Annotated in this window: 27 protein-coding genes; 10 read left to right on the top strand and 17 right to left on the bottom strand. The window is 71.2% G+C overall.

What is annotated here, in order from left to right:
- Positions 1–33: 33 nt before the first annotated feature.
- From ACIPJ2_RS05305 to ACIPJ2_RS05330, 6 genes are all read left to right on the top strand, one after another.
- Positions 34–924, top strand: coding sequence for an SDR family oxidoreductase (locus ACIPJ2_RS05305; RefSeq protein WP_402727881.1), 891 nt, complete (start codon positions 34–36; stop codon positions 922–924).
- Positions 921–3,446 (top strand): ATP-dependent DNA ligase, encoded by a 2,526-nt coding sequence (locus tag ACIPJ2_RS05310; protein ID WP_402727882.1) that lies wholly within the window; start codon positions 921–923, stop codon positions 3,444–3,446. The genes ACIPJ2_RS05305 and ACIPJ2_RS05310 overlap by 4 nt, the downstream gene beginning before the upstream one ends.
- Positions 3,447–3,594: 148 nt before the next feature.
- Entirely contained in the window at positions 3,595–3,750 is a 156-nt protein-coding gene (locus tag ACIPJ2_RS05315) for a hypothetical protein (RefSeq protein WP_402727883.1), read from the top strand.
- Between the two features lie 156 nt (positions 3,751–3,906).
- Positions 3,907–4,521, top strand: coding sequence for an RNA polymerase sigma factor (locus ACIPJ2_RS05320; protein WP_402727884.1), 615 nt, complete (start codon positions 3,907–3,909; stop codon positions 4,519–4,521).
- Positions 4,518–5,093 (top strand): hypothetical protein, encoded by a 576-nt coding sequence (locus tag ACIPJ2_RS05325; RefSeq protein WP_402727885.1) that lies wholly within the window; start codon positions 4,518–4,520, stop codon positions 5,091–5,093. Before ACIPJ2_RS05320 ends, ACIPJ2_RS05325 begins: the two co-directional genes overlap by 4 nt.
- Positions 5,090–5,419 (top strand): hypothetical protein, encoded by a 330-nt coding sequence (locus ACIPJ2_RS05330; protein WP_402727886.1) that lies wholly within the window; start codon positions 5,090–5,092, stop codon positions 5,417–5,419. The genes ACIPJ2_RS05325 and ACIPJ2_RS05330 overlap by 4 nt, the downstream gene beginning before the upstream one ends.
- A 21-nt stretch (positions 5,420–5,440) precedes the next feature.
- Here ACIPJ2_RS05330 and ACIPJ2_RS05335 read toward each other — a convergent pair whose 3' ends face one another.
- The 6 genes from ACIPJ2_RS05335 to ACIPJ2_RS05360 all read right to left on the bottom strand — a co-directional run bounded on the left by ACIPJ2_RS05335 (position 5,441) and on the right by ACIPJ2_RS05360 (position 10,500).
- Positions 5,441–5,620: a hypothetical protein gene (locus ACIPJ2_RS05335; RefSeq protein WP_402727887.1), complete on the bottom strand. Its 180-nt coding sequence runs from the start codon at positions 5,618–5,620 to the stop codon at positions 5,441–5,443.
- Positions 5,621–5,630: 10 nt separating this feature from the next.
- Positions 5,631–6,578, bottom strand: a complete 948-nt coding sequence (locus ACIPJ2_RS05340; RefSeq protein ID WP_281266652.1) for a sugar phosphate isomerase/epimerase — start codon at positions 6,576–6,578, stop codon at positions 5,631–5,633.
- Positions 6,579–6,755: 177 nt separating this feature from the next.
- Positions 6,756–7,439, bottom strand: a complete 684-nt coding sequence (locus ACIPJ2_RS05345) for a fumarylacetoacetate hydrolase family protein (protein WP_402727888.1) — start codon at positions 7,437–7,439, stop codon at positions 6,756–6,758.
- Positions 7,440–7,467: 28 nt separating this feature from the next.
- A complete protein-coding gene (locus ACIPJ2_RS05350; RefSeq protein WP_402727889.1) occupies positions 7,468–7,680 on the bottom strand; it encodes a hypothetical protein in 213 nt (70 codons plus the stop codon).
- Positions 7,655–7,999 carry a hypothetical protein gene (locus ACIPJ2_RS05355; RefSeq protein WP_402727890.1) on the bottom strand — a complete coding sequence of 115 codons (345 nt, stop codon included), beginning with the start codon at positions 7,997–7,999 and terminating at the stop codon, positions 7,655–7,657. Before ACIPJ2_RS05355 ends, ACIPJ2_RS05350 begins: the two co-directional genes overlap by 26 nt.
- Before the next feature lie 101 nt (positions 8,000–8,100).
- Positions 8,101–10,500: a phosphoketolase gene (locus ACIPJ2_RS05360; protein WP_402727891.1), complete on the bottom strand. Its 2,400-nt coding sequence runs from the start codon at positions 10,498–10,500 to the stop codon at positions 8,101–8,103.
- 200 nt (positions 10,501–10,700) lie between these two features.
- Here ACIPJ2_RS05360 and ACIPJ2_RS05365 point away from each other — a divergent pair, with 200 nt between their 5' ends.
- Positions 10,701–11,381: a hypothetical protein gene (locus tag ACIPJ2_RS05365; RefSeq protein WP_402727892.1), complete on the top strand. Its 681-nt coding sequence runs from the start codon at positions 10,701–10,703 to the stop codon at positions 11,379–11,381.
- Positions 11,382–11,493: 112 nt separating this feature from the next.
- On the opposite strand, the gene ACIPJ2_RS05370 is transcribed toward ACIPJ2_RS05365, so the two are convergent.
- The 5 genes from ACIPJ2_RS05370 to ACIPJ2_RS05390 form a co-directional block, all read right to left on the bottom strand.
- Positions 11,494–12,090: a DUF1992 domain-containing protein gene (locus ACIPJ2_RS05370; protein WP_402727893.1), complete on the bottom strand. Its 597-nt coding sequence runs from the start codon at positions 12,088–12,090 to the stop codon at positions 11,494–11,496.
- Positions 12,091–12,100: 10 nt separating this feature from the next.
- Positions 12,101–13,918 (bottom strand): glycoside hydrolase family 15 protein, encoded by a 1,818-nt coding sequence (locus tag ACIPJ2_RS05375; protein WP_402727894.1) that lies wholly within the window; start codon positions 13,916–13,918, stop codon positions 12,101–12,103.
- A gap of 142 nt (positions 13,919–14,060) precedes the next feature.
- Positions 14,061–14,924 (bottom strand): hypothetical protein, encoded by an 864-nt coding sequence (locus ACIPJ2_RS05380; protein ID WP_402727895.1) that lies wholly within the window; start codon positions 14,922–14,924, stop codon positions 14,061–14,063.
- Positions 14,925–15,012: 88 nt separating this feature from the next.
- Positions 15,013–15,687 (bottom strand): response regulator, encoded by a 675-nt coding sequence (locus ACIPJ2_RS05385; RefSeq protein ID WP_402727896.1) that lies wholly within the window; start codon positions 15,685–15,687, stop codon positions 15,013–15,015.
- A complete protein-coding gene (locus ACIPJ2_RS05390) occupies positions 15,684–17,075 on the bottom strand; it encodes a sensor histidine kinase (RefSeq protein ID WP_402727897.1) in 1,392 nt (463 codons plus the stop codon). The genes ACIPJ2_RS05385 and ACIPJ2_RS05390 overlap by 4 nt, the downstream gene beginning before the upstream one ends.
- Before the next feature lie 102 nt (positions 17,076–17,177).
- Between ACIPJ2_RS05390 and ACIPJ2_RS05395 the strand changes: the two genes are divergently transcribed.
- Positions 17,178–18,035 carry a DUF1206 domain-containing protein gene (locus ACIPJ2_RS05395; RefSeq protein WP_402727898.1) on the top strand — a complete coding sequence of 286 codons (858 nt, stop codon included), beginning with the start codon at positions 17,178–17,180 and terminating at the stop codon, positions 18,033–18,035.
- Positions 18,036–18,038: 3 nt separating this feature from the next.
- Here the strand turns inward: ACIPJ2_RS05395 and ACIPJ2_RS05400 are convergent, their stop codons facing one another.
- The gene (locus ACIPJ2_RS05400) at positions 18,039–19,751 is read right to left on the bottom strand and encodes an alkaline phosphatase family protein (RefSeq protein WP_402727899.1); all 1,713 of its coding nucleotides are present in this window, start codon (positions 19,749–19,751) and stop codon (positions 18,039–18,041) included.
- A 119-nt stretch (positions 19,752–19,870) separates the two neighbouring features.
- Here ACIPJ2_RS05400 and ACIPJ2_RS05405 point away from each other — a divergent pair, with 119 nt between their 5' ends.
- Positions 19,871–20,953 (top strand): alpha/beta fold hydrolase, encoded by a 1,083-nt coding sequence (locus tag ACIPJ2_RS05405; protein ID WP_402727900.1) that lies wholly within the window; start codon positions 19,871–19,873, stop codon positions 20,951–20,953.
- A gap of 136 nt (positions 20,954–21,089) precedes the next feature.
- Here the strand turns inward: ACIPJ2_RS05405 and ACIPJ2_RS05410 are convergent, their stop codons facing one another.
- From ACIPJ2_RS05410 to ACIPJ2_RS05430, 5 genes are all read right to left on the bottom strand, one after another.
- Entirely contained in the window at positions 21,090–22,283 is a 1,194-nt protein-coding gene (locus ACIPJ2_RS05410) for an NAD(P)/FAD-dependent oxidoreductase (protein WP_402727901.1), read from the bottom strand.
- Positions 22,284–22,295: 12 nt separating this feature from the next.
- Positions 22,296–23,096 (bottom strand): SDR family NAD(P)-dependent oxidoreductase, encoded by an 801-nt coding sequence (locus tag ACIPJ2_RS05415; protein ID WP_402727902.1) that lies wholly within the window; start codon positions 23,094–23,096, stop codon positions 22,296–22,298.
- 13 nt (positions 23,097–23,109) lie between these two features.
- A complete protein-coding gene (locus ACIPJ2_RS05420) occupies positions 23,110–23,616 on the bottom strand; it encodes a Dps family protein (RefSeq protein ID WP_281266669.1) in 507 nt (168 codons plus the stop codon).
- A 130-nt stretch (positions 23,617–23,746) separates the two neighbouring features.
- Positions 23,747–24,268 (bottom strand): MarR family winged helix-turn-helix transcriptional regulator, encoded by a 522-nt coding sequence (locus ACIPJ2_RS05425; RefSeq protein WP_281266670.1) that lies wholly within the window; start codon positions 24,266–24,268, stop codon positions 23,747–23,749.
- 119 nt (positions 24,269–24,387) lie between these two features.
- On the bottom strand, positions 24,388–24,945 hold the full coding sequence (locus ACIPJ2_RS05430) for an NADPH-dependent FMN reductase (protein ID WP_402727903.1): 558 nt from the start codon (positions 24,943–24,945) through the stop codon (positions 24,388–24,390).
- A gap of 108 nt (positions 24,946–25,053) precedes the next feature.
- Here ACIPJ2_RS05430 and ACIPJ2_RS05435 point away from each other — a divergent pair, with 108 nt between their 5' ends.
- Complete coding sequence (locus tag ACIPJ2_RS05435) at positions 25,054–26,691, top strand: glycoside hydrolase family 13 protein (protein ID WP_402727904.1); 1,638 nt, start codon at positions 25,054–25,056, stop codon at positions 26,689–26,691.
- Positions 26,692–26,776 lie beyond the last annotated feature (85 nt).

A 26,776-nucleotide genomic window follows, 5' to 3' on the forward strand; every position in this document is an offset into this window, starting at 1 on the left:
GCGCCCGGAGTTCGCAGGGAGCACGATGGGCTGATGAGCCAGCTGGACAAGGACGACCCGCGGACGAAGTACGCGCGGCCGCCGTTCCCCGCGCAGACCCAGCAGGGGTCAGGGAGCACGAGTGCGATGGACCCGCAGCCCGACAACGGGGAGACGAGCTACCTCGGCACGGGGCGGATGCCCGGCTACCGGGTGCTCGTGACGGGGGCGGACTCGGGCATCGGCCGCGCTGCCGCGATCGCCATGGCGAAGGAGGGTGCCGACGTCGCGCTGAACGCCCTGCCCGAGGAGCTCGACGACCTCACCGAGGTCCGCGACCTGATCGCCGACCTCGGTCGGAACGCCGTGATGCTCCCGGGGGACCTCACCGACGAGGCGTTCTGCGACCAGCTCGTGCGGACCGCCGTCAGCGAGCTCGGCGGCCTCGACGCACTCGTCCTCGTCGCCGGGCACCAGCGCGTGCACGAGGACGTCACCGAGCAGCCCACCGAGGACTTCGACCGCACGATGAAGGTCAACGTCTACGCGATGTTCTGGCTCGTCCGTGCGGCGGTCCCGCACATGGCACCGGGGAGCGCGATCGTCACGACGAGCTCGGTGTCGGCGTACCAGCCGCAGGACCGGATGATCGACTACGCGGCGACGAAGGCGGCGATCATCGCGTACACGAACGGGCTCGCGCGGCAGCTCGCGGCGAAGGGCATCCGCGCGAACACCGTGGTGCCCGGGCCGGTGTGGACGCCGCTCCAACCGATCAGCTACCCGGGCGACGAGATCGCGCACTACGGCGAGGGCACGCCGTTCGGACGGCCGGCGCAGCCCGTCGAGCTCGGCAGCGCCTACGTGTACCTGGCCGGGCCGGAGTCGTCCTACACGTCCGGGTCCACGCTCACGGTGGCCGGAGCAACCGGGGTCGCGTTGTGAGTCCGGTTTCCCGGAAGACCACGGTCCTCGTCGGGGACCGCCGCATCGCCCTCACGAACCTCGACAAGGTGATGTACCCGGAGACCGGCACCACGAAGGGTCGCGTGATCGAGTACTACACGCGCGTCGCGCCGTGGATGATCCCGCACGTCAAGGACCGGCCGGTGACCAGGAAGCGCTGGGCGAACGGCGTCGACGGCAAGGTGTTCTTCGAGAAGAACCTGCCGGACTCCGCGCCCGACTGGGTCCGCCACCACACCATCGAGCACACCGAGCACGACAACGAGTACCCGATCGTGGACGACCTGCCGACGCTCGTCTGGATGGCGCAGCAGGCCGCGCTCGAGCTGCACGTGCCGCAGTGGCGGTTCGGTCCCCGCGGCGGGCAGCAGAACCCCGACCGGCTGGTGCTCGACCTCGACCCCGGCGATGGCGTCGGGCTGCCGGAGTGCGTCGAGGTCGCGGTCGCGGCACGGGAGATCCTGCAGGGCATGGGGCTCGAGCCGTACCCGGTGACGTCCGGGTCGAAGGGCATCCACCTGTACGCGGCACTCGACGGGAAGGCCGCCACCAAGCACGTCTCCGAGGTCGCCCACGAACTCGCCAAGGCCCTCGAACAGGACCTCCCCGACCTGGTGCTGTCCTCGATGAGCCGTGCGGAGCGGAAGGGCAAGGTCTTCGTCGACTGGTCACAGAACAACGGCAACAAGACGACGATCGCCCCGTACTCGTTGCGCGGCCGGTCGCAGCCGACCGTCGCCGCGCCGCGGACGTGGAAGGAACTCGCCGAGAAGGGGCTGGCCCAGCTGACGCTGGACCAGGTGCTCGAACGACTGGAGGACCGTGGCGACCCCCTGCACCCGGTCGCCGCCGCCTCCTTGGCGGTCGGTCGCGCCGACCACGGTCACTGGGACAGCGACCGGACCCAGCAGGCGAACGACGCGGAACGGAAGGGAGGCTCGGGGAACGACCGCCTGTCGGCCTACCGTGCGAAGCGGGACGCGTCCAAGACGCCGGAGCCGGTTCCGGAAGGAGCGCCGACGGTCCGGCAGGACGGCACCCCGACGTTCGTCATCCAGGAGCACCACGCCACCAGGGACCACTACGACTTCCGGCTGGAGCACGACGGCGTGCTCGTCAGCTGGGCGCTGCCGAAGGGGGAGCCGACCGATCCGGGGAAGAACCACCTCGCCGTGATGACCGAGGACCACCCGCTCGAGTACGGCGGCTTCGAGGGGACGATCCCGAAGGACGAGTACGGCGGCGGGACGGTCACGATCTGGGACGAGGGCACGTACGACCTCGAGAAGTGGCGCGAGGGCGAGGAGGTGATCGTCACGCTGCACGGCCGGACGAACGGCAACCGACGCCTCGCGATCCTGCACACCCGGGGACGCGGGCGCGGCCGCGAGGGCGACGAGAAGAACTGGCTCATCCACCGCACCAAGGACCAGCCCGACCCGACGGCGGACGGGACCGGCGGGGCGGAGGCGAGCCGAGCCTCCCGGCCTCACAGGCACGACGACGGCCGTGAGCGGATCGACGGGGCCGCCGCGTCGGAGACCGAGCCGGTGGAACGGCGGACGATGCAGGCGACCCTGGCGAAGGGCGAACCCCGGCTCGATCCGACCGAGTGGGCGTTCGAGCTGAAGTGGGACGGCGTGCGCGCCCTGGCCACCGTCCGTGACGGCGAGGTCACGCTGCGGAGCCGCAACGGCAACGACCTCACGGCGCAGTACCCGGAACTGCGGGAACTCGGCGAGCGGGCGGGCGTGGACGGGGTGTTCGACGGGGAGATCGTGGCGCTCGACGAGCGCGGGCGGCCGTCCTTCCAACTCCTGCAGAACCGGATGGGCCTGACGAAGCCGCGCGAGGTCGAGGCCGCACGGAAGGCCACCCCGGTGCGCTTCCTGCTGTTCGACGTGCTCGAGGCAGACGGTCACGAGCTGACGCGACTGGCGTACACCAACCGACGAGAGGCGCTGTCGACGGTCGTCGATGCCGGCGGTGTCATCGAGGTGCCGCCCGCCCACGACGGTGACCTCGACCAGGCGATGCGCGATTCCCGGAAGGCCGGGCTCGAGGGGGTCGTGGCGAAGAAGCGCGCGTCGAAGTACGCCGAGGGTCGTCGGTCAGAGGCCTGGCTCAAGCTGAAGCACCACGCCACACAGGAGGTCGTCGTCGGCGGGTGGAAGCCCGGGAACGGTCGGCGCGCCGGCGGCGTGGGCTCGCTGCTGCTCGGGATCCCCGGCACGGACGGCCTGGAGTACGTCGGCAAGGTCGGGACGGGGTTCAGCGATCGTGACCTCGACGAGATCGCCGTGGTGCTCGGCCTGCTGGAACGAAAGACGCCCCCGTTCACGGACGTCCCTCGTCCGGATGCCCGCGACGCGCACTGGGTGACCCCCGAGCGCGTCGGCGAGGTCGAGTTCGCGGAGTGGACCGGAGACGGTCGACTCCGGCAGCCGTCGTGGCGTGGCTGGCGGATCGACAAGTCGGCGGGTGACGTCGTCCGAGAGTGAGCGCGCACGCGATCGGATGCGTGTGCATGGGGTCCGCTGCGGGCGAACTTCCGTCCCCCGTCGGCCCCCGTTGTGGGGGACGAAATCATCACGATCGCTGGGATGAACGTGCCGGGCTGTTACCTTCCTCGGGACGAAGGGAGCGGCGATGAGCGCGTCCAACTACCTGCCACCGTTCACCACGGAGGAGCGCGTCGCCATGTCGGGGGACCAGTCGCTGCGGAAGCCGGTGGACCCGGCAGCGGCGGTGACGGACCCGGAGGCGACCTACGCGGACTTCCTCGGCGACGAGGTCGACGACTGACGCCACCCCGTTCTGGGAGAAGACGGCCCGTGCGCCGGATCAGGGAACGCACGGGCCGCCGCAGAAGCGCCGTGACCGGTCGTTCAGGGATGACCGGCCACGGCGCGCTCGAGACCATCAGCACGCAGGCGCCGATGGTAGGCACGTACTGAAGACGTGCCGAACCACGAATTCGTCACGCGAGAACCGAAACCCGATCCGAGAGGCCCGACCCTGACCGAGGACACGCAGCTGTCGTCCCTGTCGGACGGGTCGCTCGTCGAACGTTCCGCGGACGGTGACGCCGCCGCGTTCGGCGTGCTGATCCACCGGTACGGGCCGCTCATGCGCGCCTACGCCGCGCGCATCCTCGGGCACGGCGACGGCGAAGCGGACGATGCCGTGCAGGAGGCGTCGTTGCTGGCCTGGCAACGGATCGACACCGTCGAGGAGCCGGACCGGGTGCGGACGTGGCTGTTCCGCATCGCGGCGAACAAAGCGCTCGACCGACTCCGCCGCCGCCACCCGCACCTCGACCTCGAGGCATTGCCAGAGGCCTCGGAGGACCGCCCGGTCGACGAGGTCGTGGCGACACGCATGCAGGTCGACGCGCTGGCCGTGGTCGTCCAGAACCTCCCGGATGCGCAGCGAGCAGTGTGGGTGCTGCGCGAGATCGGTGGCGCGTCCTACGCCGAGATCGCCGAGCAGACCGGCCTGTCGGCGGCGAGCGTGCGCGGCCTGCTCGCACGTGCGCGCCGGACCGTGCTCGAGCAGATGGAGGGGTGGCGATGAACGACGACGACGACCGTTTCGGCGCCTTCACGCTCGACGACCTCTCGGACTACCTCGACTCCGGCCGGGATCCCGTGCGGGACGACATCGAGTCGGACGCGGCTGCCCGCGCGGCGCTCGTGCGTCTCGGCGAGTTGCGAGCGGCGTCGTCGGAGCTGCTCGACGCGGACGTCCGCGCTGCCGACGGCGCCGACGAGGGATGGATCGCCGGTGTCCTGGCCTCGATCCGCACCACCGCGCACGCCGGTCGGGACATCCCGGTGCCCGACGACGACCCGTCCAGCACGCTCGTCGTGACCGAGGGGGCGATCCGGGGCTTGGTCCGTGCGCTCGGTGACACGCTCCCGGGCGTCCTCGTCCGTCGGACCCGGTTCACGGGCGACCTGTCGGTCCCCGGCGGAGCAGTCGACGTCGAGGTCGCGATCGTGGTCGATCCCGCCGCCCCGATCCGCAGCCGTGCCGACGAGCTCCGCACGATCGTGGCCGCCGCCCTCGCGGAGCACGCGCCGTTCGAGGTGCGCTCCCTCACCGTCCGGGTCGCGGACCTGCTCGCCCCCGGGAGGAACCAGTGACCGCTGACACCCGCGCGCTCTCCCGCGCAGCGACCGAAGCCGTGCTCGGGGTTCCCGGGGTGCGGTCGGTGATCCCGCCGGGGCCGAGTCTCGCCGTGCTCGTCCGCGACGTCCGGTCGGTGCTCGACCTGCCGCGGGACGGCGGTGCGGTCTTCGTCGACGAGCAGGGCGAAGGGCTCCGGGTGCGCGTCGTGATCGCCGTCGATGCGGGGACGTCGGCGATCGGGCGCGCCAAGGCCGTCCGCGATGTCGTGGTCCGACGCGTCGAGGACGTCGCCGGTCGTCGACCCACTGACGTCACCGTCCGCGTGGTCGAGATCGTCTGACGCCCGGGTCGCCGGGGTCGTTCAGGACGCCGGAGCGGGGCCGTCGGACGGCTCGGCGTCGTCCGCGACCGGCAGACCCTCGTCGACGAGTTCGTCCTCGTCCGGCTCGACGACGTCGGCCGCTGCGGCCTTGGCGTCGTCGATCGCCTGCTGCGACTCGCGCAGGAGTGCTTCGTCCGCGTGGGGTGCCTGATCGCTCATGCCGGCGACGCTACGCGGGCGTCCCTGAACCGGTCTCCCGACGCGGACGGTGCTGCGGCTCGTAGTCGACCGCCGAGGTCGGGGCAGGAGACGTCGGCATCGCGGGCGCTGCTGGAGCGCCGTACGCATCGGCGGCGTCCAGCACCGCGCGGGTCGCTGCGGCAGCCGTCCGCAGCGCGTCGGCGATGGGGAGCGCTCGGTGCGCAGGGGTCCGGACCTCGACACCCCACGGGTCGTCGTACCCGAGTTCCCGAGCGACGCGGATGAACCCGGGGATGTCCCAGGCGCCAGCGCCCGGGAGGTACCGGCCATCGCGCGACTCGTCCGCGAGCGTCATCCCGCTCGGGGTGGAGAGCAGTCCGTCGCTGAGCTCGACCGCGGCCAGGGTCGACGGGGCGATGCCCTGCCGGATCGACGCGAGCGTGGAGCCACCGCGCAGCGCGTGCATCGCGTCGAGCAGCAGGCCGCTGTTCTGGTGTCCGGCGGCCGCGACGAAGCGGGATGCCCGCTCGACCGTCGGCAGGTTCGACCACGGTTCCGGTTCGAGCACGAGCTGCGCGCCGACGCTCTCGGCCTGGGTCGCGAGCACCACCCAGTCGTCGAGCATCGCCGCGGGGGAGACGCCGGGGAGCGTGACGTCGGCGCGCGCCACCACCTGCCACGCGCGGAGGGATGCCGCCGCCTCGAGGAGGACCCCGCGGTCGGCGTCCTCGCCGGTGGTGCGGCTCGTGCAGGTCCACCAGTTGCCGAGCGTACCGAGCTGGATCCACACGATGCCGGCGTCGTCGAGCATGCGTCGGAGCGTGGCGAAGCCGATGGTTGCGCGGACCTCGTGCAGGTCGTCCAGCGCGAGGGAGATGCCGGCGAACCCGGCGTCACCGACCGCACGGACCCGTTCGTCGATGGGCTCGTCGCCGTCCCACGTCCAGGACGTCGCGAGCAGGTCGTGTTCGATCACGTCGCCACCTTCCGTCTCCGGGCGCGCGGTGTCCGTCCTGACCGTGCTCGGTCCCGCTGTCCCTGTCGATGAGAACCACGACGCCGGTTCCCGACACGGCGTCAACGACAGTGATACGCTCCGCGGCTCGGAGTGCTCCCAGGTCGCCGTGACGTGCACGAAACGCGACCGTCGTCGTCAGACGATGCGGGTCGACACCGTCCCGATGCCGTCGATCGTCCCCCGGAGCACGGCGCCGCGGTCGATCGCCCCGACGCCGTCCGGGGTGCCCGTCATCACGAGGTCGCCCGGCGCGAGTGCCACGAACCGGGAGAGTGTCGCGATGACCTCGGCGACGGACCAGGTCTGGTCGGCGAGGTCGCCGTGCTGCCGCGGTGCGCCGTCGACGTCGAGTGCGATCGAGCCGCGGGTCGGGTCCGCCGTCGCTGCCGGGACGAGCACGCCGATCGGTGCGGATGCGTCGAACCCCTTCGCGAGGTCCCACGGGCGCCCGAGTCGTTTCGCCTCGGCCTGGAGGTCGCGCCGGGTCAGGTCGAGCCCGACGGCGTAGCCCCACACGTGGTCGAGCGCGGACTCGACGGGGATGTCCGCCCCGCCGATGCCGATGGCCGCCACGAGTTCGACCTCGTGCTCCAGCTGCCCGGTCATCGTCGGGTACGGGGTGTCGGCGCCGTCGACCACGATCGCGTCGGCCGGCTTCGTGAAGAAGAACGGCGGCTCGCGGTCCGGGTCGTGGCCCATCTCGCGGGCGTGTGCGGCGTAGTTCCTCCCGACGCAGAACACCCGCCGCACCGGGAAGCGCTCGCCGGTGGACGTCGGGACGGTGGGGACGGGCGGGGCCGGGATCACGAGGTCGGACACCCGTCCAGCGTGGCACGGCGCCCGGTAGTCAGTCGGCGAACGACGCCTCGTACTTGAGCTTGCGCGCCCGAGCGCGCTCCTGTCGCTCCCGCCACTCGGCCCGGAGTTCCGCGAGTTCGACGTCCCTGCCCTTCGCGATCATGATCGGGCGGTAGTACTCGCTCTCGAGGAGTCGCGGGATGCAGAGTTCGGCGTCGTCGAGGCGGCGCTTGAACTCACGGTCGCTGAGCTTGGAGATCATCGTCTTCCTCCGGGTTCGGGCCGGGGCTGCGCCCGCGGACCACATCGAACATGTAGGTGTCGTCGTCGGTCGTCCAGTCGCGCGTTGCGAGCGCTTCCGCCATGATCGACGCCGCGGCTCGATCACGTGCCGTCATCGAGAACGCCCGGTCGACGACCCACGACCAACGCTTCCACCACTGGTCGCGGTGTGCCAAGAACTCCGTATTTCGCCGGAGCGCTCGACCTTCGCGCATGGTGACGGCCAGCGAAGCGAGCGCCCCGCAGGCGCTCACCACCGCGACGAGTGCGCTCGTCCACGTGATCCAGGTGCCGTGCATGTGGGACAGCGTGGTGCCCTGGACGCGATGACCGCCGGACCGTCAGCCGGCCCGTGGAGGGCGAGCCGTGCCTCCCGGCCTGTGGAGGAGGCGCTCGACGGTCAGTCGTCGTCCTGCGGCCACCCCGAGAAGTGCCAGTCGGCGACGGACGGGTGGTCCTCGCCGTTCGTGTAGGCGTACGAGCGTGCCGCGTCCCGGGCCTCGGTCAGCCGCGCCAGCAGCGGCGCGAACCGGTCGGACCCGTCCGCCACCCGCGTCAGCGCGTCGTGCGCGAGCGCGAACCGGTCCATCTCGTTCCGGATCAGCATGTCGAACGGGGACGTCGTGGTGCCCTGCTCCAGGAAGCCGTGCACGTGCAGGTCGTCGTGCCCGTGTCGGCGGTAGGTGAGCTGGTGCACGAGCGCCGGGTACCCGTGGAACGCGAACACCGCCGGTGTGCCGGGCAGGAAGAGCTCGTCGTACCGTTCGTCCGACAGGGCGTGCGTGTGCTTCCGCGGATCGCCGAGCGACAGCAGGTCGACGACGTTCACGACCCGCACCCCGACGTCTGGAGCGTGCTGGCGGATGAGGTCGGCTGCGGCGACGGTCTCCACGGTCGGGACGTCACCGGCCGAGACGAGCACGACGTCCGCGTGCCCGATCGCCTCCTCGGTCCCGGCCCAGTCCCAGACGCCCGACCCGGCGGCGGCGTGCGCGACGGCGTCGTCGATCGCCAGGAACACCGGCTCCTGGTGCTTCCCCGCGACGATGACCTCGATGCGGTCGGTCGTCTCCATCGCGTGCGAGGCGACGGCGAGCAGGGTGTTGGCGTCGGCGGGGAGCTTGATCCGGACCAGGTCCTGCTGCTTCGACGCGACGACGTCGAGGAACCCGGGGTCCTGGTGCGAGAACCCGTTGTGGTCCTGGCGCCAGACGTGCGACGACAGCAGGATCGTGAGGTTCGACACCGGCGCGCGCCAGTCGATCTCCGCAGAGGACTCCAGCCACTTCGTGTACTGCCCGGCCATCGAGTCGATGATGTGCGCGAACGCCTCGTACGTGTTCAGGATGCCGTGCCGCCCGGACAGGACGTAGCCCTCGAGCATCCCCTCGAGCAGGTGCTCGGACAGGATCTCGATCACTCGGCCGGTCGGCGCGAGGTGTTCGTCGTCCGGACCGTTGCCGGCACGCCAGACGCGGTTCGTCACGTCGAAGACCGCGTCGAGCTTGTTCGAGATCGTCTCGTCCGGCCCGAACAGGCGGAACGACGACGGGTTCCGTGCCGTCAGGTCCGCGACCCACGGGCCGAGGGTGCTGGTGGAGGACGCCGGGGACCCGGCCGGCACCCCGAAGTCGGTCACGGACGGCCGGTCGAGTGCGGTCCGGATGCGTCCGCCGTTGGCGTGCGGGGTCGCGCTCATCCGCAGGTCGCCGGACGGACGGATCGCCTCGAGCAGTCCGATGCCCTCCCCGTCCGCGGAGAGCAGCTCGTCGGGACGGTAGGACTCCATCCACTCCTGGAGCTGCGCCCGGTGCCCGTCGTCGGTGCGGACGGCTGACAGCGGGACCTGGTGCGCGCGGAACGTGCCCTCGACCTTCTGTCCGTCGACCTCCTTCGGCCCGGTCCACCCCTTCGGCGTCCGGAGGATGATCATCGGCCAGCGCGGTCGGAGGTCCGCTGCACCGGCCATCTCACCGGCCGCCGCGCGTGCCGCCTGTCCACGCGCAGCGGCCTGGATGTCGTCGATCGTCGCGAGTGCCCGGCGCAGTGCCCCGTCGAACAGGGCGTGCACCGCGAAGGGGTCGTCGTCGACGCGGGCGGAGTCCACGACGATCGGGTCGTACCCGAGCCCGCGGAAGTACGCCGTCAGGTCTTCGCCGGGGATGCGGGCGAGGACCGTCGGGTTCGCGATCTTCCACCCGTTGAGGTTGAGGATCGGCAGCACGGCACCGTCCGCGACCGGGTCGATGAACGTGTGCGCCTGCCAGGACCCGGCGAGCGGACCGGTCTCCGCCTCGCCGTCACCGACCACGCACGTGACGACGAGGTCCGGGTTGTCGAGGGCCGCTCCGTACGCGTGCGCCAGGGAGTAGCCGAGCTCGCCGCCCTCGTTGATCGACCCGGGGGTCTCCGGCGCGGCGTGCGACGGGATGCCGCCGGGGAACGAGAACTGCCGGAAGAACTGCTGCAGCGTCGTGCCCGGGTACAGCTCCTGCCAGGTGCCGTCGAGCCAGGCGTTCGCGTTCATCGCCGGCCCGCCGTGCCCAGGGCCGCACACGTAGAGCATCTGCCGGTCCGACGATGCGATGAGCGCGTTGCAGTGCGCGTAGACGAGGTTGAGCGCCGGCGAGGTTCCCCAGTGCCCGAGCAGGCGTGGCTTGACGTCCTCCGGCTCGATCGGACGGGACAGCAGCGGGTTGTCCATCAGGTAGATCTGCCCGACGGTCAGGTAGTTCGCGGCCCGCCACCACGCGTCGATCGCCCGGATGCGTTCGGTGCTCTGCAGCTGCTCTGTCGCCATTCCTCCACGGTACGGACCGCCCCACCGGAAGGGACCAAGAAACTCGTCCAATCCGATCCCGGAGGGGTGCCGAATCATCTGCACAGGGCAAATGCCCAGGGCGCTCTCCGGTCGAGTTCGGCCGGCGATCTGCAAACACACAGCCGGCGTACGCACAGGAGCGTGCCGGAGGAGCCCACCACAGCAAAGGATCAACCCTCATGCGCAAGTCCCTCAAGACCACCATCACCCTCGCCACCACGGGTGCCCTCGTCCTCGGCGGTGCCGCGTTCGGTGTCTCCGCCGCGAACGCGTCGACCCCCGCGATCCACACCGTCGCATCGTCCTCGTCGAAGATCCCCGCACCGGTCGCGTCGGTTCCCGAGGTCCTCGGTGGCGACACCTCCGTCGCGCTGGACTCCGGCTTCACCGACGCGTTGAGCTCGCTGGGGCTGACCCCGGGTGTGTCCGGCAACGCCAAGCTCGCCGACGGCGCCGTGTCGTTCCCGATCACCTCCGGCTCGGTCACCTACTGGTCCCCGGACGGGAACTACCGTCCGTACGTGCAGGGCCTGCTGAACCACGACGACTCGGGTCTGACCCTGAAGGCCGGCGACACGACGGTGACGCTGGAGAACTTCGTGGTGAACCCGGGCTCGTCCAAGCTCTACGGTGACGTCCTGGTCAACGGGCAGGTCGCCGCAGCGAACGCGTACCTGTTCAGCCTGCACGGTGGGACGCTGAAGCCGCTGCAGCTCGAGGGTGACAACGCGATCCTCACCGGCACCACCGTCCACGTCTCCGCGGACGCCGCGAAGCTGCTCAACAGCACCTTCAAGACCGACGCCGTCAAGAGCGGCCTCCTCGTCGGCACCGCCACGATCACGGCCAAGATCAAGTAAGCACGCCGCCCTACTCGAGACACCGTTCTCGACGCGAAACGCCTCCGGAAACGGAGGCGTTTCGTCGTCGAAGCGGTGTTTCGGCGTTCCGGCGGCGCCGGGCGGCGCCGGGTCAGCCGCGCCGGCGCCACCAGCGCCGTGGCCGGGACTCGAGCCGCAGCTGTTCCGCAGCCTGCGCTGCGGACGCGAGACGGGCCTCCCGTCGCTCCGCCCACCGCTGGATCTCGGCGTCCACGTCCCGGAGCGGCGTCACGACCGGTGGCCCGCCGAGGAGCTGTCGACGGGCCTCCTTCACGCGGGCGTTGAAGTCCACGAGGACATCGCGCACGTCGGACTCCACCGAGAGCGCGTCGAGGGCGTCGTCGAGCTCGGCGTCCTCGGTGCGGAGCGCGAGGGCGGGCGGGGCGATCCCACGGATGTCCTCGCGTTCGATCTTCGACTTGATCCACCAGTCCGGATCGTGCTGCCCGTCGTTCCCCGGCAGGGGCTTGCCGTGGTACGGGTTGCCCTCGAACACCCCGCGGCGTTCGGCCTCCTCGATCTGGGCTCTCGCGTGCGCGGCGACGTCGGCCGCCTTGAGCAGCCGCCGTTCCTCACGCACCTCGTCCGGATCGAGGGAACCCCGCTCGATCTCGCTCTGCACGAGCTGCTGGTACCGGTAGCGAGCGGCCCTCCTGAGCCGGTCCATCCGTGCGTCGACGTCGTTCATCGTCAGACCATCATGCGCCTGACAACTCCTCGATCGTCAAGGCCGCCTGGATGAGCGCGAGGTGGGACAGGCCCTGCGGCAGGTTGCCCATGAAGTCGCCGTCCACCGCGCTGAGCATCTCGCTGAACAGTCCGACGTCGTTCGCCTGGTCGACCATCTCGTCCATGAGCGCGGTCGCGTCGTCGACCCGGCCGGTGCACGCGAGCGCCGCGGCGAGCCAGAACGAGCACGCGACGAACGGGGACTCCTCGTCCTCCAGCCCGGAGTACCGGTACACGAGCGGTCCGTGCTGCAGCTGCGCCTGGATCGCGTCGATCGTCGCGGCCATCCGGGGACCGCGGTCGAACCCCGACATCGCATGGATGAGGATCGAGGCGTCGAGGGCGTCGGTGTCCGGGTGCATCACGTAGTGGCCCAGTTCCTCGTTCCACCCGTGCTCGGCGACCCAGTCCGCGATCAGCGCCCGGTTCTTCTCCCACATGTCGCGAGACCCGTCGATCTGCCCCTTCCCGTGCAGTTCGATGGCCGCATCGAGCGCCTGCCAGCACCCGATCTTGCTCGTCGTGTAGTGCTGGGTGTCCTCGAGCTCCCACATGCCCGCGTCCGGCTTCTCCCACTGCTTGCACGCGTCGTCGGCGAGGCCCTCGAGCACCGCAGCGGTCTTGCGGTCGAGGACGTTGCCCTGCCGGACGTACTGCCGCATGATCTCGAAGACGTCGCCCCAGACGCCGAGCTGCATCTGGCCAGATGCCCGGTTGCCCTCGGTCACCGGTCCGATGCCGTTCCACCCCGGGACGTCGCGCTCTTCGACCTCGTCGCTGACCTCGCCCTCGAGCGTGTAGAAGATCGGCATGCCGTCGTCGTGCTTCGCGATCGTGCGCATCACCCACGACACCGCGGCGTGCGTCTCCTCCCGCAGCCCGAAGCGGTCCAGCGCGTGCACGGTGTACGACAGGTCGCGGACCCAGGCGAACCGGTAGTCCCAGTTCTTCCCGCCGGTCCGGTCCTCGGGGAGGCTCGTCGTCGGCGCAGCGGCGATCGCTCCGGTCGGGGAGAAGATCAGGAGCTTCAACGCCAGGGCGCTCCGCTGCACGGCGTCCGCCCACGGGCCGTCGTAGTTGAACTCCCTCGACCAGGTCGCCCAGTTCTCGATGGTCCGGTCGATGCCCTGCATGGTCAGCTCGGGTTCCGGCAGGAAGATCGGTTCGTCGAGGGTCCCGACGATCGTCAGGATGTGCTTCGAGCCCTCGGCGGTGCTGAACCGACCGGAGAAGCGCGGGCCGTCCTCGTGCACCGGGTCGAACCCCTTCTCGACGATCGCGATCGTCACGCCGTCGACGCCGATCACCGAGCCGTTGACGGTGTCCAGGCGCTTCGGTTCCGCGGTGTTCAGCAGCGTGCCGGGGACCACGGCCCACTCGAGCTCCACCGTCCCCTCGACGCCCTGCACGCAGCGCCCGATCTCGGCCCACGGCAGGCGGCCAGCGACACCGGTGACCATCGCGTCGGTCACGGTGCAGCGACCGGTGTCGGTCGTCCACGTCGTGACCAGCACGTTCGTCCCGGGGATGTACTCGCGGTCGACCCGTGCTTCGTGGTCCACCGGCCGGAGCGCCACGTGGCCGCCGTCCTCGGCGTCGAGGATGCTCGCGAACACGGGCGGCGAGTCCATCGACGGGATCGGCAGCCAGTCGATCCGGCCGTCCCGGGCGATGAGCGCCACGGTGCGGCCGTCCCCGATCGCCGCGTAGGACCGGAGCGGGGCGTACCCGTCGGTCCGCTCCGCGGTCTGGTCGACGTCGGGGGTGTCTCGGGTGCGTTGCGACATGCACCCATGCTGCCCGCGGTGCCTGAGGCGAGCCGCTCCGGCCGTACCCCGGCTGCGCGCAGCGGCCAGGACGACGGGAGGCTCGGTGCCAGCTGGCACCGAGCCTCCCGTCCGTCGCCGGGTCGAGACCGGACGTGTCCGCTCAGCCGAGCGGGGTCGGGTCCACCGGGTCCGGCGGGACCGGCAGCGATCCGCGGATCTGGTTCTGTGCCTGGCACTGGCTGGTGCAGTTCGTCGCACCGGCGCTCAGTTCGACCGCGTCCTCGCCCAGGACGCCACCGAGGCGACCACCGGGCTGGACCGTCCACGTGGTCGTCGTCGCGGTCTGCGAGGTCTTCGTCGCGACCTGCGGCGAGTCCTTGCCCAGGAGCATCTGGTGCGTGCCCGAGCCCGAGGTGACGGCCGGGGTGCCGTCACCGAAGTTGACCTTGCCGGTGTACGGGTTCGTGAAGTAGAACAGGCCGGCGCCGAGCGTGTGCGTGAAGGTGACGGGGCCGGCGAACTCGGTCTCCATCTGGAAGATGCCGCCCTGTGCGCCGTCCTTCGCCTGGATCTTGAACTTCCCGGCACCCGTGGCGAAGATCGCGGTGAGGGTGTCGTCGCGCACCTCGAGCTGGGACAGCTTCGTGCCGGACAGCTGGGCTGCGGTCAGCGAGGGGATCTTCGAGGCGAACACCACGGTCGGCTTCGTCACCATGCGCTGCGTGTCCGGGGCGCCGGTGAGCGTGTAGTCGTACACGCCGAGGTCGGCGACGCGGATGTCGAACCCGTTGTGGATCCCGCGGACCTTGATCGTGCCGGAGACCGCGAGGTCCTTCGCCTTGAAGTCCTTGCCGCTCGCCGGGTTCGTGGTGGTGCCGTTGATCGTGACGGCGTAGTCGCCGCCGGTCGACGTCTTGCCGGACGCGCTGGCGGGCGCGACGCCCACCAGGGCGACGGCCGCGATCGTGACCGCTGCGACGGCGGCGGCGATGCCGGCGACACGACGGGTGGGTGCGGTGGACATGGGGACCTCCAGGGGGCCGTGCGGGCGACCGTCGCCCGCGCTGTCGATCCTCCGGTGCGCCTCTCCGCGGCGCCATCGGACCTTCGGGCTAGTACCCGTGGTCGCGGGCCCAGAGCGCGGCGCTCGTCCGGTCGGTGACGCCGATCCGTCGGAACACGTTGCCGAGGTGGGCCTTGACGGTGCGTTCCGCGATGCCGAGGGCCGTCCCGATCTGCTTGTTCGACATGCCACGGGCGACGAGGACGAGGACGTCGCGTTCCCGTGGCGGGATGTCGGGGCCCGACGCGCTCCTGCGCGGGTCGCTCGTGCTGGTGTTCCCGTCGCTGCGGCCGACGTCGCTCGTGTCGGCGTCGCGCATGCGCGGGAGGAGCGAGCGGGCCACCCGCGGATCGATCGGCACCTCGTCGCGCCCTGCCGCACGGACCGCTCGCACGACGTCGTCGGGGGTCGCGTCCTTCAGCAGGTACCCCGTCGCACCCGCCGACAGCGCAGCGCGGACGCGATCGTCGTCGGCGAAGGTCGTCAGCACGAGCACCCGGAGCCCCGGGAACCGCGCGCGGAGTTCCGCGGTCGCGGCGACCCCGCCGATGCCCGGCATCGACAGGTCCATCACGACGACGTCCGGCGCGACCTCGGCGGCGACGTCGAGCGCCTCCTCGCCCGTTCCGGCCTCGCCGACGACCGTGCAGTCGTCCGTCGTGCCGAGCACTGCGCGGAGACCACTGCGGACGAGCGCGTGGTCGTCGACGACCATGACCCTCATGCGATCGCCTCGGTGTCCGTCGGCACGCGGAGCTCCCATGTCGTGCCCGCACCCGGGGCGGTCCGGAGGGTCAGCGATCCGCCGACGTCGATCGCGTGCTGCCGCAGGATCGTCGTGCCGAGGTGGCCGTCCCGCTGCTGCGCGAGGATGCCGTCCGCCTCGAACCCGACGCCGTCGTCCGAGACCGCGACGACCAACTCGACGGGGGTCGTCGTGATCGTCACCCTGACCGTCGTCGCCCGGGCGTGCACGACCGTGTTCGCGACGGCTTCGCGCACGAACCGCACGACCGTGTGCAGCGCGGCCGGGCTCGCCGTGACCGGGTCCGGAACCCGGAGGACGGTCTCGAGCCCGGCGCTCCTGGCTCGGGCGCAGGCATCGTCGAGCGCCCTGCCGAGGCCGTCCTGCTCCGGCGCTGCCGGTCGGATCGCGGAGAGCGACGAGCGCAGCGAGGAGACGGCCCCTCGCAGGGTGCCGGCGGCCTCGCGGAGAGCTGGGTCCCCGGCCGCTCCGAGGGACATGGCCAGACCGGCGACGTCCTGCACGGCGCCGTCGTGCAGTTCCGCGGCGATCCGCCGGCGTTCCTCGGCCTGGGCGTCGAGGGCACGGACGAGCAACCGCTCCCGTTCGCGCTGGCCGTCCCGGATCCGGACGAGCAGCCAGAGCAGCACCGGCACGAGCAGCACCAGGACGACTCCGACCGTCCCGAACGCCAGCCCCGCGAAGGCGGAGCGCAGACGAGTGGCGCTGGCCAGGACGTCGTCGTAGCGGTAGTAGACCTCGAACAGCAGCGGACGGCCCGACGGGGTGTGCACCGCCTGGTAGGCCTCCAGCAACGGTCCATCGCCGCGTTCGTACCGGTTCTCGGGCTCGTCGAGGTCGGACACCTCGGCGTCCGACTCGTCGGTGAGCAGCGCGTCGAGGTCGTCGCCCGACAGCGTGAAGCGCTCGCCGACCAAGCGCGGCTCGTCCGACCAGAGGATCGTGCCGTCCCGGTCCCAGACCTTCACCCGCACCGCCGTGTCACCGGGGAGCGCGTGGTCCACCGCGTTGGCCATCCGGTCCCGCGCGGCCGTCCGTTCGGCGGCATCCGCCGTCTCGTCGGCGATCGCGTCGTCCAGTGCCGGTTCGATGACCGCGCGAGCGAGCGTCGCGGTGTCCGTGGTCGCGTTCCGCACCGCGAGCCACTCGGCGATCCGCTGCGAGACCAGGGTCCCGGCCGTCGCGACGAGCAGCCCGCCGACCACCGCGGCGACGACGACGCCGGTCAGGACACGTCGCCACGGGACATCAGCGCGACGCGGCCGGCGGCGTGGATCGGCGCGGACGACCACGACCGTGCCGTCGGCGGTCGACGCCGCGTTGCTCGACACCCGTCGTCTCTGCACGCCCGCCACGCTAGTCGTCGCATGTCGTCCGCCGACGACGACGCGGCGACGTGCCCGCTCGTCTGCCGGACACGTCCAGCGCCGACGGGCAGTGTCGTTGGCATGAGCGACACCGCCGAGCACGCTGCCCGTGAGACCGGACGACAGGCGAGACGCGCCGCCGACAGCCGCTGGTTCGAGCTGCTGGCGCGCGGCGGGTTCGTCGGGAGCGGTGTCGTGCACCTGCTCATCGGGTACCTGGCGATCCTGCTCGGGATCGGCGACGCCGCGGCGGGGAGCGGCTCGCAGGGATCGCAGTCCGGCGAGACCGACCAGTCGGGAGCACTGGCGCAGCTCGCCGCGGTCCCCGGGGGCGTCGTGCTGCTCTGGATCGTCGCGGTCGGCACCGCGGCCCTGTGTCTGCGCCTCGTGCTCGAAGCGGTCATCGGCGGCCGCACGGACAGCACCCGGGCCTGGCTGAACCGGGCGAAGAACATCGGCAAGGCCGTCGTCTACGGCGTCATCGGGTACTCGGCCGGGTCGTACGCGCTCGGTGCCGGCAAGAGCTCGTCCGGGTCGACGAAGAGCGCCGCCGCGCAGGCGTTGGCGACACCCGGCGGGGTGTTCCTGCTGCTGCTCGTCGCCGCGATCGCCATCGCGATCGGGATCGGCCTCGTCGTCATCGGCATCCGCCGCTCGTACCGGAAGCAGCTCGTCACCCCGCCGAAGTCCGTCGAGCGGCCACTGACCGTCGTCGCCGTGGTCGGTTACGTCGCGAAGGGCGTCGCGGTCGTCATCGTCGGCGTGCTCGTCGCCGTCGCCGCCTTCCGGAGCGACCCCGACCAGGCAACAGGGCTCGACGGGGCCTTCGACGCCCTGCACCGGATGCCCGGCGGGGTGTTCGTCCTGATCGCGATCGGGATCGGGTTCCTGGCGTTCGGCGTCTACAGCTTCTTCCGCGCGAAGTACGCGAAGCTCTGATCGTCAGTCGCGGTCGCCGAACAAGCCCATGCCGTGCTTCGTCAGCACGTCGTAGGCGTCGCCGAACGTCTGCGGCTCCGGCGCGTCCGGCTCGTACTTCGCCAGCAGCAGCCCGAGCAACCCCTTGCCCGGCGCCGTCAACGGCCGTCGGCGCTCCCGGTCGCCCGGCCCCGTCCGCGAACCCTCCGGGTTCCGCGGGACGTACGGCTTCGCGACGTCCGGCCAGAGCTGCGGCTGCCGGGGGACCTTCCGGTTCAGGACGTTCTGGATGCCGCGGGCACCGGCGTCCCGGTGCGTGACCGGCTCGAGCCCGTGCTGCTGCGTCAGTGTGTGCACGATCGCGGCGTGGTGCATCGGGTCGTTCACGATCGTGCCGGGCTCCGTGTACGCGGACACGACGAACGTCGGCACGCGGCCACCGAGCCGGTCGAAGGTGAACCCCATCTCACCGGGGTCCGGCTTCCCCGACGGCGGGACGGCCCCGGGCGGCGGGACGTGGTCGTAGATGCCGCCGTGCTCGTCGAACGTCACGACGAGTGCGGTGTTGACCGCGTTCGAGCCCCGCGTCGAACGGCCGCCGCGAACCGCACCGTAGACCTCGGCGAGCAGGGCCTCCGCCGCACGGACGTCGGACATCGCGCTGTCGAACGGCTCCTCGCCCGGGACCTCGACGACCTTCGGCCGGTTCTGCGGCGGGTGCATGTCGTTGTGGTCGAACACCATCCGAGGCTCGACGAACGCGTAGTCGGGCAGGTCGCCGTTCGCCGCGTCCGCGTGGAACTGATCCATGCTGCGGAAGTTCGTCTTCCAGTACCGCTCGATCGACGGGGCGTGCAGGAACCCGGTCAGGGAGACGACCTGCTCGGCGTCGAAGTACACGCGCCAGCTCTTGCCCGCGTCCTCGAGCCGGTTGAAGATCGTCGGCACGTCCGGGGCGTCGAGCCACTTCTGCGGGCCGCCGTCCCGGGTGTTCGTGACGAAGCCGTGCGACGTGCTGGCGTGGAAGAACGACCGGTTGCAGAACGTCTGGGAGGGGACTGCGCAGTGCCAGTGGTCGTACACCGCGAACGACTTCGCGAGCGTCGAGAACACCGGCAGCATCTCGGGGGAGAAGCCGCCCATCACGCGCGAGTACTCGGCGACGGTGGGCTCCCGTCCCCGTTCGATGCGGTAGTTGACGACGTAGTCCTGGACGAAGCCCGACATCGGCGGCGCACTCGTGTCCGACGGCGCGTTGTACGGCGCCACGTACCCGTGCTGCTCGGGTCGCTCGTTGGACGCCGGGTCGACCACACCGAACCACTGCGTGTTGACGTGCGGGTAGAACTCGCCGGGGTCGGGGTCCGGCTGCGACATGACGTCGTCGGTCGACCCCTCGTAGACGTGTGCGGGGACGACGGTGCCGTCCGGGGCGGTGTTCGCGTACGTCCCGGACTGCAGCCCCTCGAACGACTGCCCGTCGCCGAGCTCGTCGTCGGTGTACAGCCGGCCGAGCACGTGGTCGAAGCTGCGGTTCTCGAACATCAGGACGACGACGTGGTCGAAGCCGGGTTCACGACGTTCCGGCAGTGGGGTGAACCCGTAGCGTTCGTCCTGGACGTGTCGGTCGTACGCCGCCGCCGCGCCGACCGCGCCCGCGCCGACGGCGGCACCGGCGGCGCCGATCCCGGCGCGGCGGAGGAACGCCCGGCGTGAGTGCTGCTCGTCTGGCGACATGACGGCAGTGTGCCGCACCGCGCCCACGGGAGCAACGAGGATCCTCAGACACCGATGTCCCGCGAACGGGGATCTGCCGGGGTAGCCTGGGCGACTGCCCGACCCACGAGGAGAGACCAGTGAACGACGAGACCCCGCGCCACGCCGACCAGCTGGAGCACGCGGAGAACGCCGACGTCGTGGTCAAGGTCGACCGGATCGAGGTCGACGGCACGAACGTCCGCGTCAGCTCCATCGGCGACACCGGGGTCCGTCCCTTCGTGCTCGTCGCCGGCCTCGGCATCGCGTCGACCTACTACGAACGGCTCGCCCCGAACCTCAACGAGTTCGGACCCGTGCACGCCCTCGACCTGCCCGGGTTCGCCGGCGTCCCGAAGTTCCGCGGCGCGGTGTCGATCGAGCGGTACGCCGACGCCGTCGAGCGCGTCCTCGACGAACTCGGGCTCGAGGACCCGGTCCTCGTCGGCCACTCGATGGGCACGCAGATCGTCACCGAGGTCGCCGCGCGCCGCCCGCAGATCAGCGACCTGGTCCTCATCAGCCCGGTGATGGACTCGAACGCCAGGACCATCAGCGAATCGGCGGTCCGCTTCGTGCGGTCCGCCGTGCACGAGCCGGCGGCGGTCCGCTGGCACGCCGTCACCGCGTACGCGCTCTGCGGCTGGCACTGGTTCCGGAAGGTGCTGCCGAAGATGGTCGCGTTCCGGATCGAGGACCGCGCCCCGCAGGTGCGGGCGCGCACGCTCATCGTCCGCGGCGAGCACGACGCCCTCGTGCCCCGCGACTGGATCCGCCGGCTGGCCAGGGTGTTCCCGTACGCCGTCCTCCGCGAGGTCGTCGACGGCGCGCACTCGGTGATGCACGCGCAGGCCGACGCCGTCGCGGCGCTCGCAGTGGCGCACGTCCGCGGGGACCTGCCCGATCGCGGGGTGTCGTCGTTGCAGCGCGTGCGGGACGACTCGACCGCGTCGGACCTCGCTCGGCTCAGCCCTGGGGACGCCTGGCTCGTCCTGAAGGCGCGGTTCCTGGAGCTGTTCGGGATGGCGAAGGGCGACGACGAGGTCCTCGAGGCCGGCAAGTCGGCCCACGCCGTCGCGATGGCGGACGAGGGAGACGCCCCGGTGGCGCCGGAGGACCGCGCAGCGGTCGTCGACGCGGCTGCCCCGGAGCTGGACGAGCACAGCCACCGCAAGGCCGGCTAGCGACGCGACGCACTGGAGGCCCGGTGCCGGTCCGACGGACCGGCACCGGGCCTCTCCCCGCGAGCTCGGCCGTCACACCGCTCCGCAAGCTCCGCGGTGCGCCGGAACGGGCTCGCGTGGGCCCAACCGGCCGCGATCAGGGCGTGATGCGGCCCGGCAGCATGTCGGGCGTGAGCGCGTGCGCGTCGGCGAGGACCTTCCGGGCCTCGTCGGTCTTGTCCCACACGTTCCAGAGCAGGACGCCGCGGACGAGCTCGTCGTCGTCGAGGTAGTAGACGACGCCGGTGGTGTTCGGTTCCTGCCAGTCCTCGACGGTCCGGAGGGACGTCGTGACCTGACCGACGGCTTCGTACCCGACGTCGAAGACGTCGGAGTAGAACATCGGCGTGTGGTCGTAGGTCTCGTCCGCGTCGGCGAGGTTCCGCCCCGCCTGTCGTCCCTGCTGCTGCGCGTTGTCGACGTGCTCGACGCGGCGGGTGCCGAGGATCCGGTCCGGGTACTCGGCGACGTCACCGGCGGCGAACACCGCCGGGTCGTCCGTGACGAGCGTCGAGGACACCACGATGCCGTCGTTCACGGTGAGACCGGCTGCTGCGGCGAGTTCGGTCGCGGGCTCGATGCCGAGACCGGCGACGACCGCGTCCGCCTCGATGACCGAGCCGTCGTCGAGGGTGAGCGTCACGCCGTCGTCGTGTTCGGCGCCGGATGCGACACGTCGGCCGAGCCGGAGTTCCACGCCGTGGTCCACGAACCGCTGCTGGAACGCGGCGGCGAGCCCGTCGGGGAACATGTTCCCACCGACCACCTCGTCCGGGTCGACGAGCGTGACGCGGGCGCCGTTCTGCACGACGCCCGACGCGATCTCGGTGCCGATGTAGCCGCCGCCGACGACGACCACGTGGGCTCCCGCATCGGCGAACCCGCGGAGCTTCCGGTAGTCGGCGGCACTGCGGTAGTCGAGGACGCGGTCGGACGGCTCGAGTCCGGGGAGCCCGCGGGGGTGTCCACCGGTGGCGATGAGCAGCTGCTCGTAGCCGAACGTGCCGCCGTCGGCGGTCGTCACGGTCTTGCCGTCTCGGTCGATCGACGTCACCACGGTCCCGAGCACGAACTCCGCGCCCGTCTCCTCCGTGTGCAGGTCGACCTTGTCGTCCCAGCTGAAGTCCGGGTCGGTCCAGAGCTTCTTCGACAAGGCAGGCCGGGCGTACGGGCGGTCGACGTCCTCGCTGATGATGCCGATCGAGCCGTCGGCATCGATCTCCCGGATGCCCCGTGCCGCCGAGTCGGCGACCATCCCGCCGCCGACGATGAGGTAGCGGTAGTCGGTCATGTGTGCGTCCTCCTAGATGGTGGCGACCGAGCCGGAGTCGACCCGGTAGTTGGCGCCGTTGACGAAGCTCGCGAGGTCGGAGCACAGGAACGCGATCACGTTGGCGACCTCTTCCGGCTCCCCGCGGCGCTGCAGTTCCATGTACGGACGCTCCTCGTCGAGGAAGCTCGTGATCGCCTCGTCGAAGGTGGTTCCGAGCTGTTCGGCGCGCCGTTTCATCATCGCGTCGGTCATCGGCGTGTGGATGAAGGCCGGGGAGACGGTGTTCACGAGCAGGCCCTCTTTCGCGTAGCTGCGCGAGAGCCCCTTCGCGAACGAGAGCACCCCGGCCTTGGCGGCGCAGTACGGCAGTTCGTCGTCGTACGGCTGCGACGCGTCCTCGGACACGAGGTAGACGATGCGACCCCACCCGCCGTTCCGCAGGTCTCCGATGAACTCGCGGGTGATCCGCACCGGCCCCATCAGGTCGACGTCGAGCGTCGACGTCCAGCCGTCCTCGTCGATCTCGTGGAAGAGCCCCTGGGCGCCGGTGACGCCGGAGGACTGCACGAGGATGTCGATCTCGCCGACGGCCTCGCGGACCCTGGTGTGCAGGTCCGCGAGGCTCGACGCGCTGGTCACGTCGGCGGCGAACGCGTGGAGCTTGCCGTACGGCGCTTCGAGCTGGTCGGCCGAGTTGTCCAGCTGCGACTGGTCGAGGTCGCTGACGACCACCGTCGCACCCTCGGCGAGGAGGATGCGAGCGGTGTTCCAGCCGATGCCGGAGTCCGCGCCGAAGACGAGCGCGGTCTTGCCCTGGATCCCGAGGTCCACGTGGTGGTCCGCGCTACGCGTGGGCCGAGGCGTCGGCGACCGCGGGCGTGGTCGCGCTCGCGAGCGGGGTGCTCGGCGCGCGGTTCTCGGCGCTGACCATCCACGCGAGCTGCTCGAGGCGCTCGATGAAGCCGTGCAGCAGGTCCGCGGTCGTCGGGTCCTCGTCGTCGACCTCGTCGTGCACGTCGCGCATGGTCCCGGTGGCCTGGTAGAGGCGCAGCGTGACCTGGTCGATCGCGTCGTGCGTGGTGATCTCGCCCTCGGGGAACTGGTCGAGGTGGCTCGTCGCCGCGACGGTGCTCGAGCGGCCGTCCGGCACGGCGTAGAGCGCACGCATGCGCTCCGCGGTGTCGTCGGCGAACTCGCGTGCGGCGTCGACGATCTCGTCGAGCTGCAGGTGCAGGTCGCGGAAGTTCGTGCCGAGGATGTTCCAGTGGGCCTGCTTGCCCTGGACGTGCAGGTCGATGAGGTCGACGAGGACGGCCTGCAGGTTGGCGGCCATCTTTTCCGATGCGTGCATGATCGGCTCCTTCAGCAGTGTTCGCGGTTGGTGACCGTTCCGGTCTACGCGGTGCGTCGGAGTCGTTTCACAGTGCACGGGGAGGGTCGTGTCCCCCCGCCGCGCTCAGCGGACAGGCCGGACGCCCCGGTCAGTGTCCAGGAGTCGTCGCAGCGGGGTCGATCTGGTCGACGGCGTCGCGCATCTGCTCGAGGAACACCGCCACGACACGGGCGTCGGCTGGCGGCAGGCCCTCGGCGATGGACATCATCCGACGGTGCATCACGCCGAGCGTCGCGCGGACCTCGTCGTCGGTCTCGGTCGTGGGGGTGATCACGAGCGCGCGTCGATCGGTGGGGTGCGGCTCGCGCCGGACGTGGTTGCTCCGCACCAGGCGGTCGATGAGGATCGTCGTCGACGCCGAGGAGATCTTCAGGTAGGCGGCGAGGTCCTTCGGACTGACCTTGCGGCCGGACCGCTGCGCCTGCAGGAGGTAGCGGACGGCGAGCAGGTCCGTCTCGCCCATGCCCATCGAGTCGCGGGTGCGCCGTCGCATCGCGGTCTCGGCGGCCCGGTAGCGACGCAGGGCGTTGAGGACCGCGACGCCGCGTTGGGTCGCGTCGTCATCCGGGAACCAGTATCCGGATGCTTCCGTGATCTCCTGCGTGGACATGGGGTTCAGGGTAACCCGTCTCGTTGCTAGACGGTCTAGCGGCTTCCGTACCCCGGAACGGACGGGAGGCTCGTGGCGGATCCGCCACGAGCCTCCCGTCCGTCCTGGGGGTGCGGTCCCTACGCGGCGGCGGGCTCCGCGGTCGCCTCGGCGAGCGCGGTCAGCGCACCCTGGACGAGCTGGGTGACCTCGTCGTCCTCGCGCGGGTGGGTCTCCGCGAAGCGGACGACCGACTGCGGGATGGCGACCTTGACGTCCTCGAGGACCTTGGCACCGGCGATGCCGGCGGCCTTGCGGGCGTCGTCGTGCGCCCAGACGCCGCCGTACTGGCCGAAGGCGGAACCGATGACCGCCACGGGCTTGCCGGAGATGGGGGAGGCGCCGAACGGACGCGATGCCCAGTCGATCGCGTTCTTCAGCACCGCGGGCAGCGTGCCGTTGTACTCGGGCGTCACGAGCAGCACGCCGTCGGCGTCGGCGAGGGCCTTGCGGAAGGCGACGGCGGAAGCGGGCGGCGTGTCCCCGTCGATGTCCTCGTTGTAGAACGGCAGGTCGACGATGCCCTCGTAGACGGTGGGGGTGATGCCCTCCGGTGCGTGGTGGATCGCTGCTTCGGCGAGCTTGCGGTTGATGGAGTCGGCGCGGAGGCTGCCGACGAGGACGACGACGTTCGTCATGGTGATCCTTCTGTGCTCGTGGTTCTGGGACGGAAAGGTGTCAGAGACAACCAATACGTTCGCACGCAGCGCTATTCCCGAACTGTGCGTCGTCGGTACGGTGGCGGGGTGACCGACCTCAGGACGCCCGCCAGCACCCCTGCGACCCCCGACGCGGACTGGTGGCGCGACGCCGTCGTCTACCAGGTCTACCCACGGAGCTTCGCCGACTCGGACGCCGACGGCCTCGGGGACGTCGCCGGCATCACGAGCCGGGTGCCGTACCTGGCGGGACTCGGTGTCGACGCGATCTGGCTGTCGCCGTTCTTCCCGTCCCCGCTCGCCGACGGCGGGTACGACGTCGCCGACTACCGCGACGTCGATCCGCGGCTCGGCACGCTCGACGACTTCGACGCCCTGGTCCGTGCGGCACACGCGCACGACATCCGGGTGATCGTGGACGTGGTTCCGAACCACACGTCGTCCGGACACGAGTGGTTCGAGGCCGCGCTCGCCGCCGCACCGGGGTCACCGGAACGGGCGCGGTACGTGTTCCGGGACGGCACCGGTGACGCCGGGGAGCTCCCGCCGAGCGACTGGGTGTCGAACTTCGGCGGCAGTGCATGGACCCGTGTGCCCGACGGCCAGTGGTACCTGCACCTGTTCGCCCCGGAGCAGCCCGACCTCGACTGGTCGAATCCGGAGGTGCGTGCGGACTTCGAGGACACGCTCCGCTTCTGGTCCGACCGCGGGGTCGACGGGTTCCGCGTGGACGTCGCGCACGGGCTCGCGAAGGACCTGTCGACGCCGTACCGCCCCTCGAACGAGCACGACCTGCCGCTCGACGGGTCCGACCCGCTGTACGACCGCGACGAGGTGCACGAGATCTTCACCGCCTGGCGGCACGTCCTCGACGAGTACGACCCACCGCGCGCCGCCGTCGCCGAGGCCTGGGCCCCTGCACCTCGACGGGTCCTGTACGCCCGGCCGACGGAGCTCGGGCAAGCGTTCAACTTCGACCTGCTCGAGTCGCCGTTCGACGCGTCGGCGTTCCGGCAGGTCATCGAGCGGAACCTCGCCATGTCCGAGCAGTCGGGGGCGTCGAGCACGTGGGTGCTGTCGAACCACGACGTGGTGCGGCATGCGACGCGGTACGCACTCCCTGCCGGCACCGACACGGACGCCTGGCTGATGACCGACGGGGTCTCGCCGGCTCCTGACCGTGACCGGGGGCTCCGACGTGCCCGGGCGGCGTCGTTGCTGCAGTTCGCGCTCCCGGGATCGTCGTACGTCTACCAGGGCGAGGAGCTCGGGCTGCACGAGGCCGCGGCGATCCCCCGCGACCTGCTGCAGGACCCGAAGTGGGTCCGGTCTGGGCACACCGTCAAGGGCCGGGACGGCTGCCGCGTGCCGATCCCGTGGACCGAGTCGGGGCCGTCGTTCGGGTTCGGCGACGTGGCACCCTTCCTGCCCCAGCCGGCGGACTTCGGCGCGTGCTCGGTCTCGGCGGAGGACGGCGACCCGACCTCGACGCTGTCGCTCTACCGGGCGGCGCTCGTTGCCCGGCGCCGACTGCAGTCGGGTGAGTCGCTCACGTGGCTGGACGCGCCAGCCGCGGTCGTCGCGTTCGCGCGGCACGACGGGTGGCGCTCGGTGACGAACTTCGGCACCGACCCGGTGCCGCTCCCGGCCGGGCACGTGGAGGTGGCGTCGGGATCGCTGGGTGACGGCGTGCTGCCGGGCGAGACGACGGTCTGGCTCTCGTAGGCAGCGGCTCCTCCACACCCGGGAGGCTCGTGGCTGCGATCCACGGATCGTCGCACCACCGCCGCTCGGTCGCGCCCCGATCGCG

The sequence above is a fragment of the Curtobacterium sp. NPDC090217 genome, from assembly GCF_044746705.1.
In the GTDB taxonomy this organism is placed as follows: Bacteria; Actinomycetota; Actinomycetes; order Actinomycetales; family Microbacteriaceae; genus Curtobacterium.

Coding starts and splice junctions, on each gene's coding strand:
- ACIPJ2_RS05305 (WP_402727881.1), top strand. CDS start 34: ATGAGCCAGCTGGACAAGGACGACCCGCGGACGAAGTACGCGCGGCCG.
- ACIPJ2_RS05315 (WP_402727883.1), top strand. CDS start 3,595: ATGAGCGCGTCCAACTACCTGCCACCGTTCACCACGGAGGAGCGCGTC.
- ACIPJ2_RS05325 (WP_402727885.1), top strand. CDS start 4,518: ATGAACGACGACGACGACCGTTTCGGCGCCTTCACGCTCGACGACCTC.
- ACIPJ2_RS05335 (WP_402727887.1), bottom strand. CDS start 5,620: ATGAGCGATCAGGCACCCCACGCGGACGAAGCACTCCTGCGCGAGTCG.
- ACIPJ2_RS05350 (WP_402727889.1), bottom strand. CDS start 7,680: ATGATCTCCAAGCTCAGCGACCGTGAGTTCAAGCGCCGCCTCGACGAC.
- ACIPJ2_RS05355 (WP_402727890.1), bottom strand. CDS start 7,999: ATGCACGGCACCTGGATCACGTGGACGAGCGCACTCGTCGCGGTGGTG.
- ACIPJ2_RS05360 (WP_402727891.1), bottom strand. CDS start 10,500: ATGGCGACAGAGCAGCTGCAGAGCACCGAACGCATCCGGGCGATCGAC.
- ACIPJ2_RS05365 (WP_402727892.1), top strand. CDS start 10,701: ATGCGCAAGTCCCTCAAGACCACCATCACCCTCGCCACCACGGGTGCC.
- ACIPJ2_RS05370 (WP_402727893.1), bottom strand. CDS start 12,090: ATGAACGACGTCGACGCACGGATGGACCGGCTCAGGAGGGCCGCTCGC.
- ACIPJ2_RS05375 (WP_402727894.1), bottom strand. CDS start 13,918: ATGTCGCAACGCACCCGAGACACCCCCGACGTCGACCAGACCGCGGAG.
- ACIPJ2_RS05380 (WP_402727895.1), bottom strand. CDS start 14,924: ATGTCCACCGCACCCACCCGTCGTGTCGCCGGCATCGCCGCCGCCGTC.
- ACIPJ2_RS05385 (WP_402727896.1), bottom strand. CDS start 15,687: ATGAGGGTCATGGTCGTCGACGACCACGCGCTCGTCCGCAGTGGTCTC.
- ACIPJ2_RS05395 (WP_402727898.1), top strand. CDS start 17,178: ATGAGCGACACCGCCGAGCACGCTGCCCGTGAGACCGGACGACAGGCG.
- ACIPJ2_RS05400 (WP_402727899.1), bottom strand. CDS start 19,751: ATGTCGCCAGACGAGCAGCACTCACGCCGGGCGTTCCTCCGCCGCGCC.
- ACIPJ2_RS05410 (WP_402727901.1), bottom strand. CDS start 22,283: ATGACCGACTACCGCTACCTCATCGTCGGCGGCGGGATGGTCGCCGAC.
- ACIPJ2_RS05420 (WP_281266669.1), bottom strand. CDS start 23,616: ATGCACGCATCGGAAAAGATGGCCGCCAACCTGCAGGCCGTCCTCGTC.
- ACIPJ2_RS05425 (WP_281266670.1), bottom strand. CDS start 24,268: ATGTCCACGCAGGAGATCACGGAAGCATCCGGATACTGGTTCCCGGAT.
- ACIPJ2_RS05430 (WP_402727903.1), bottom strand. CDS start 24,945: ATGACGAACGTCGTCGTCCTCGTCGGCAGCCTCCGCGCCGACTCCATC.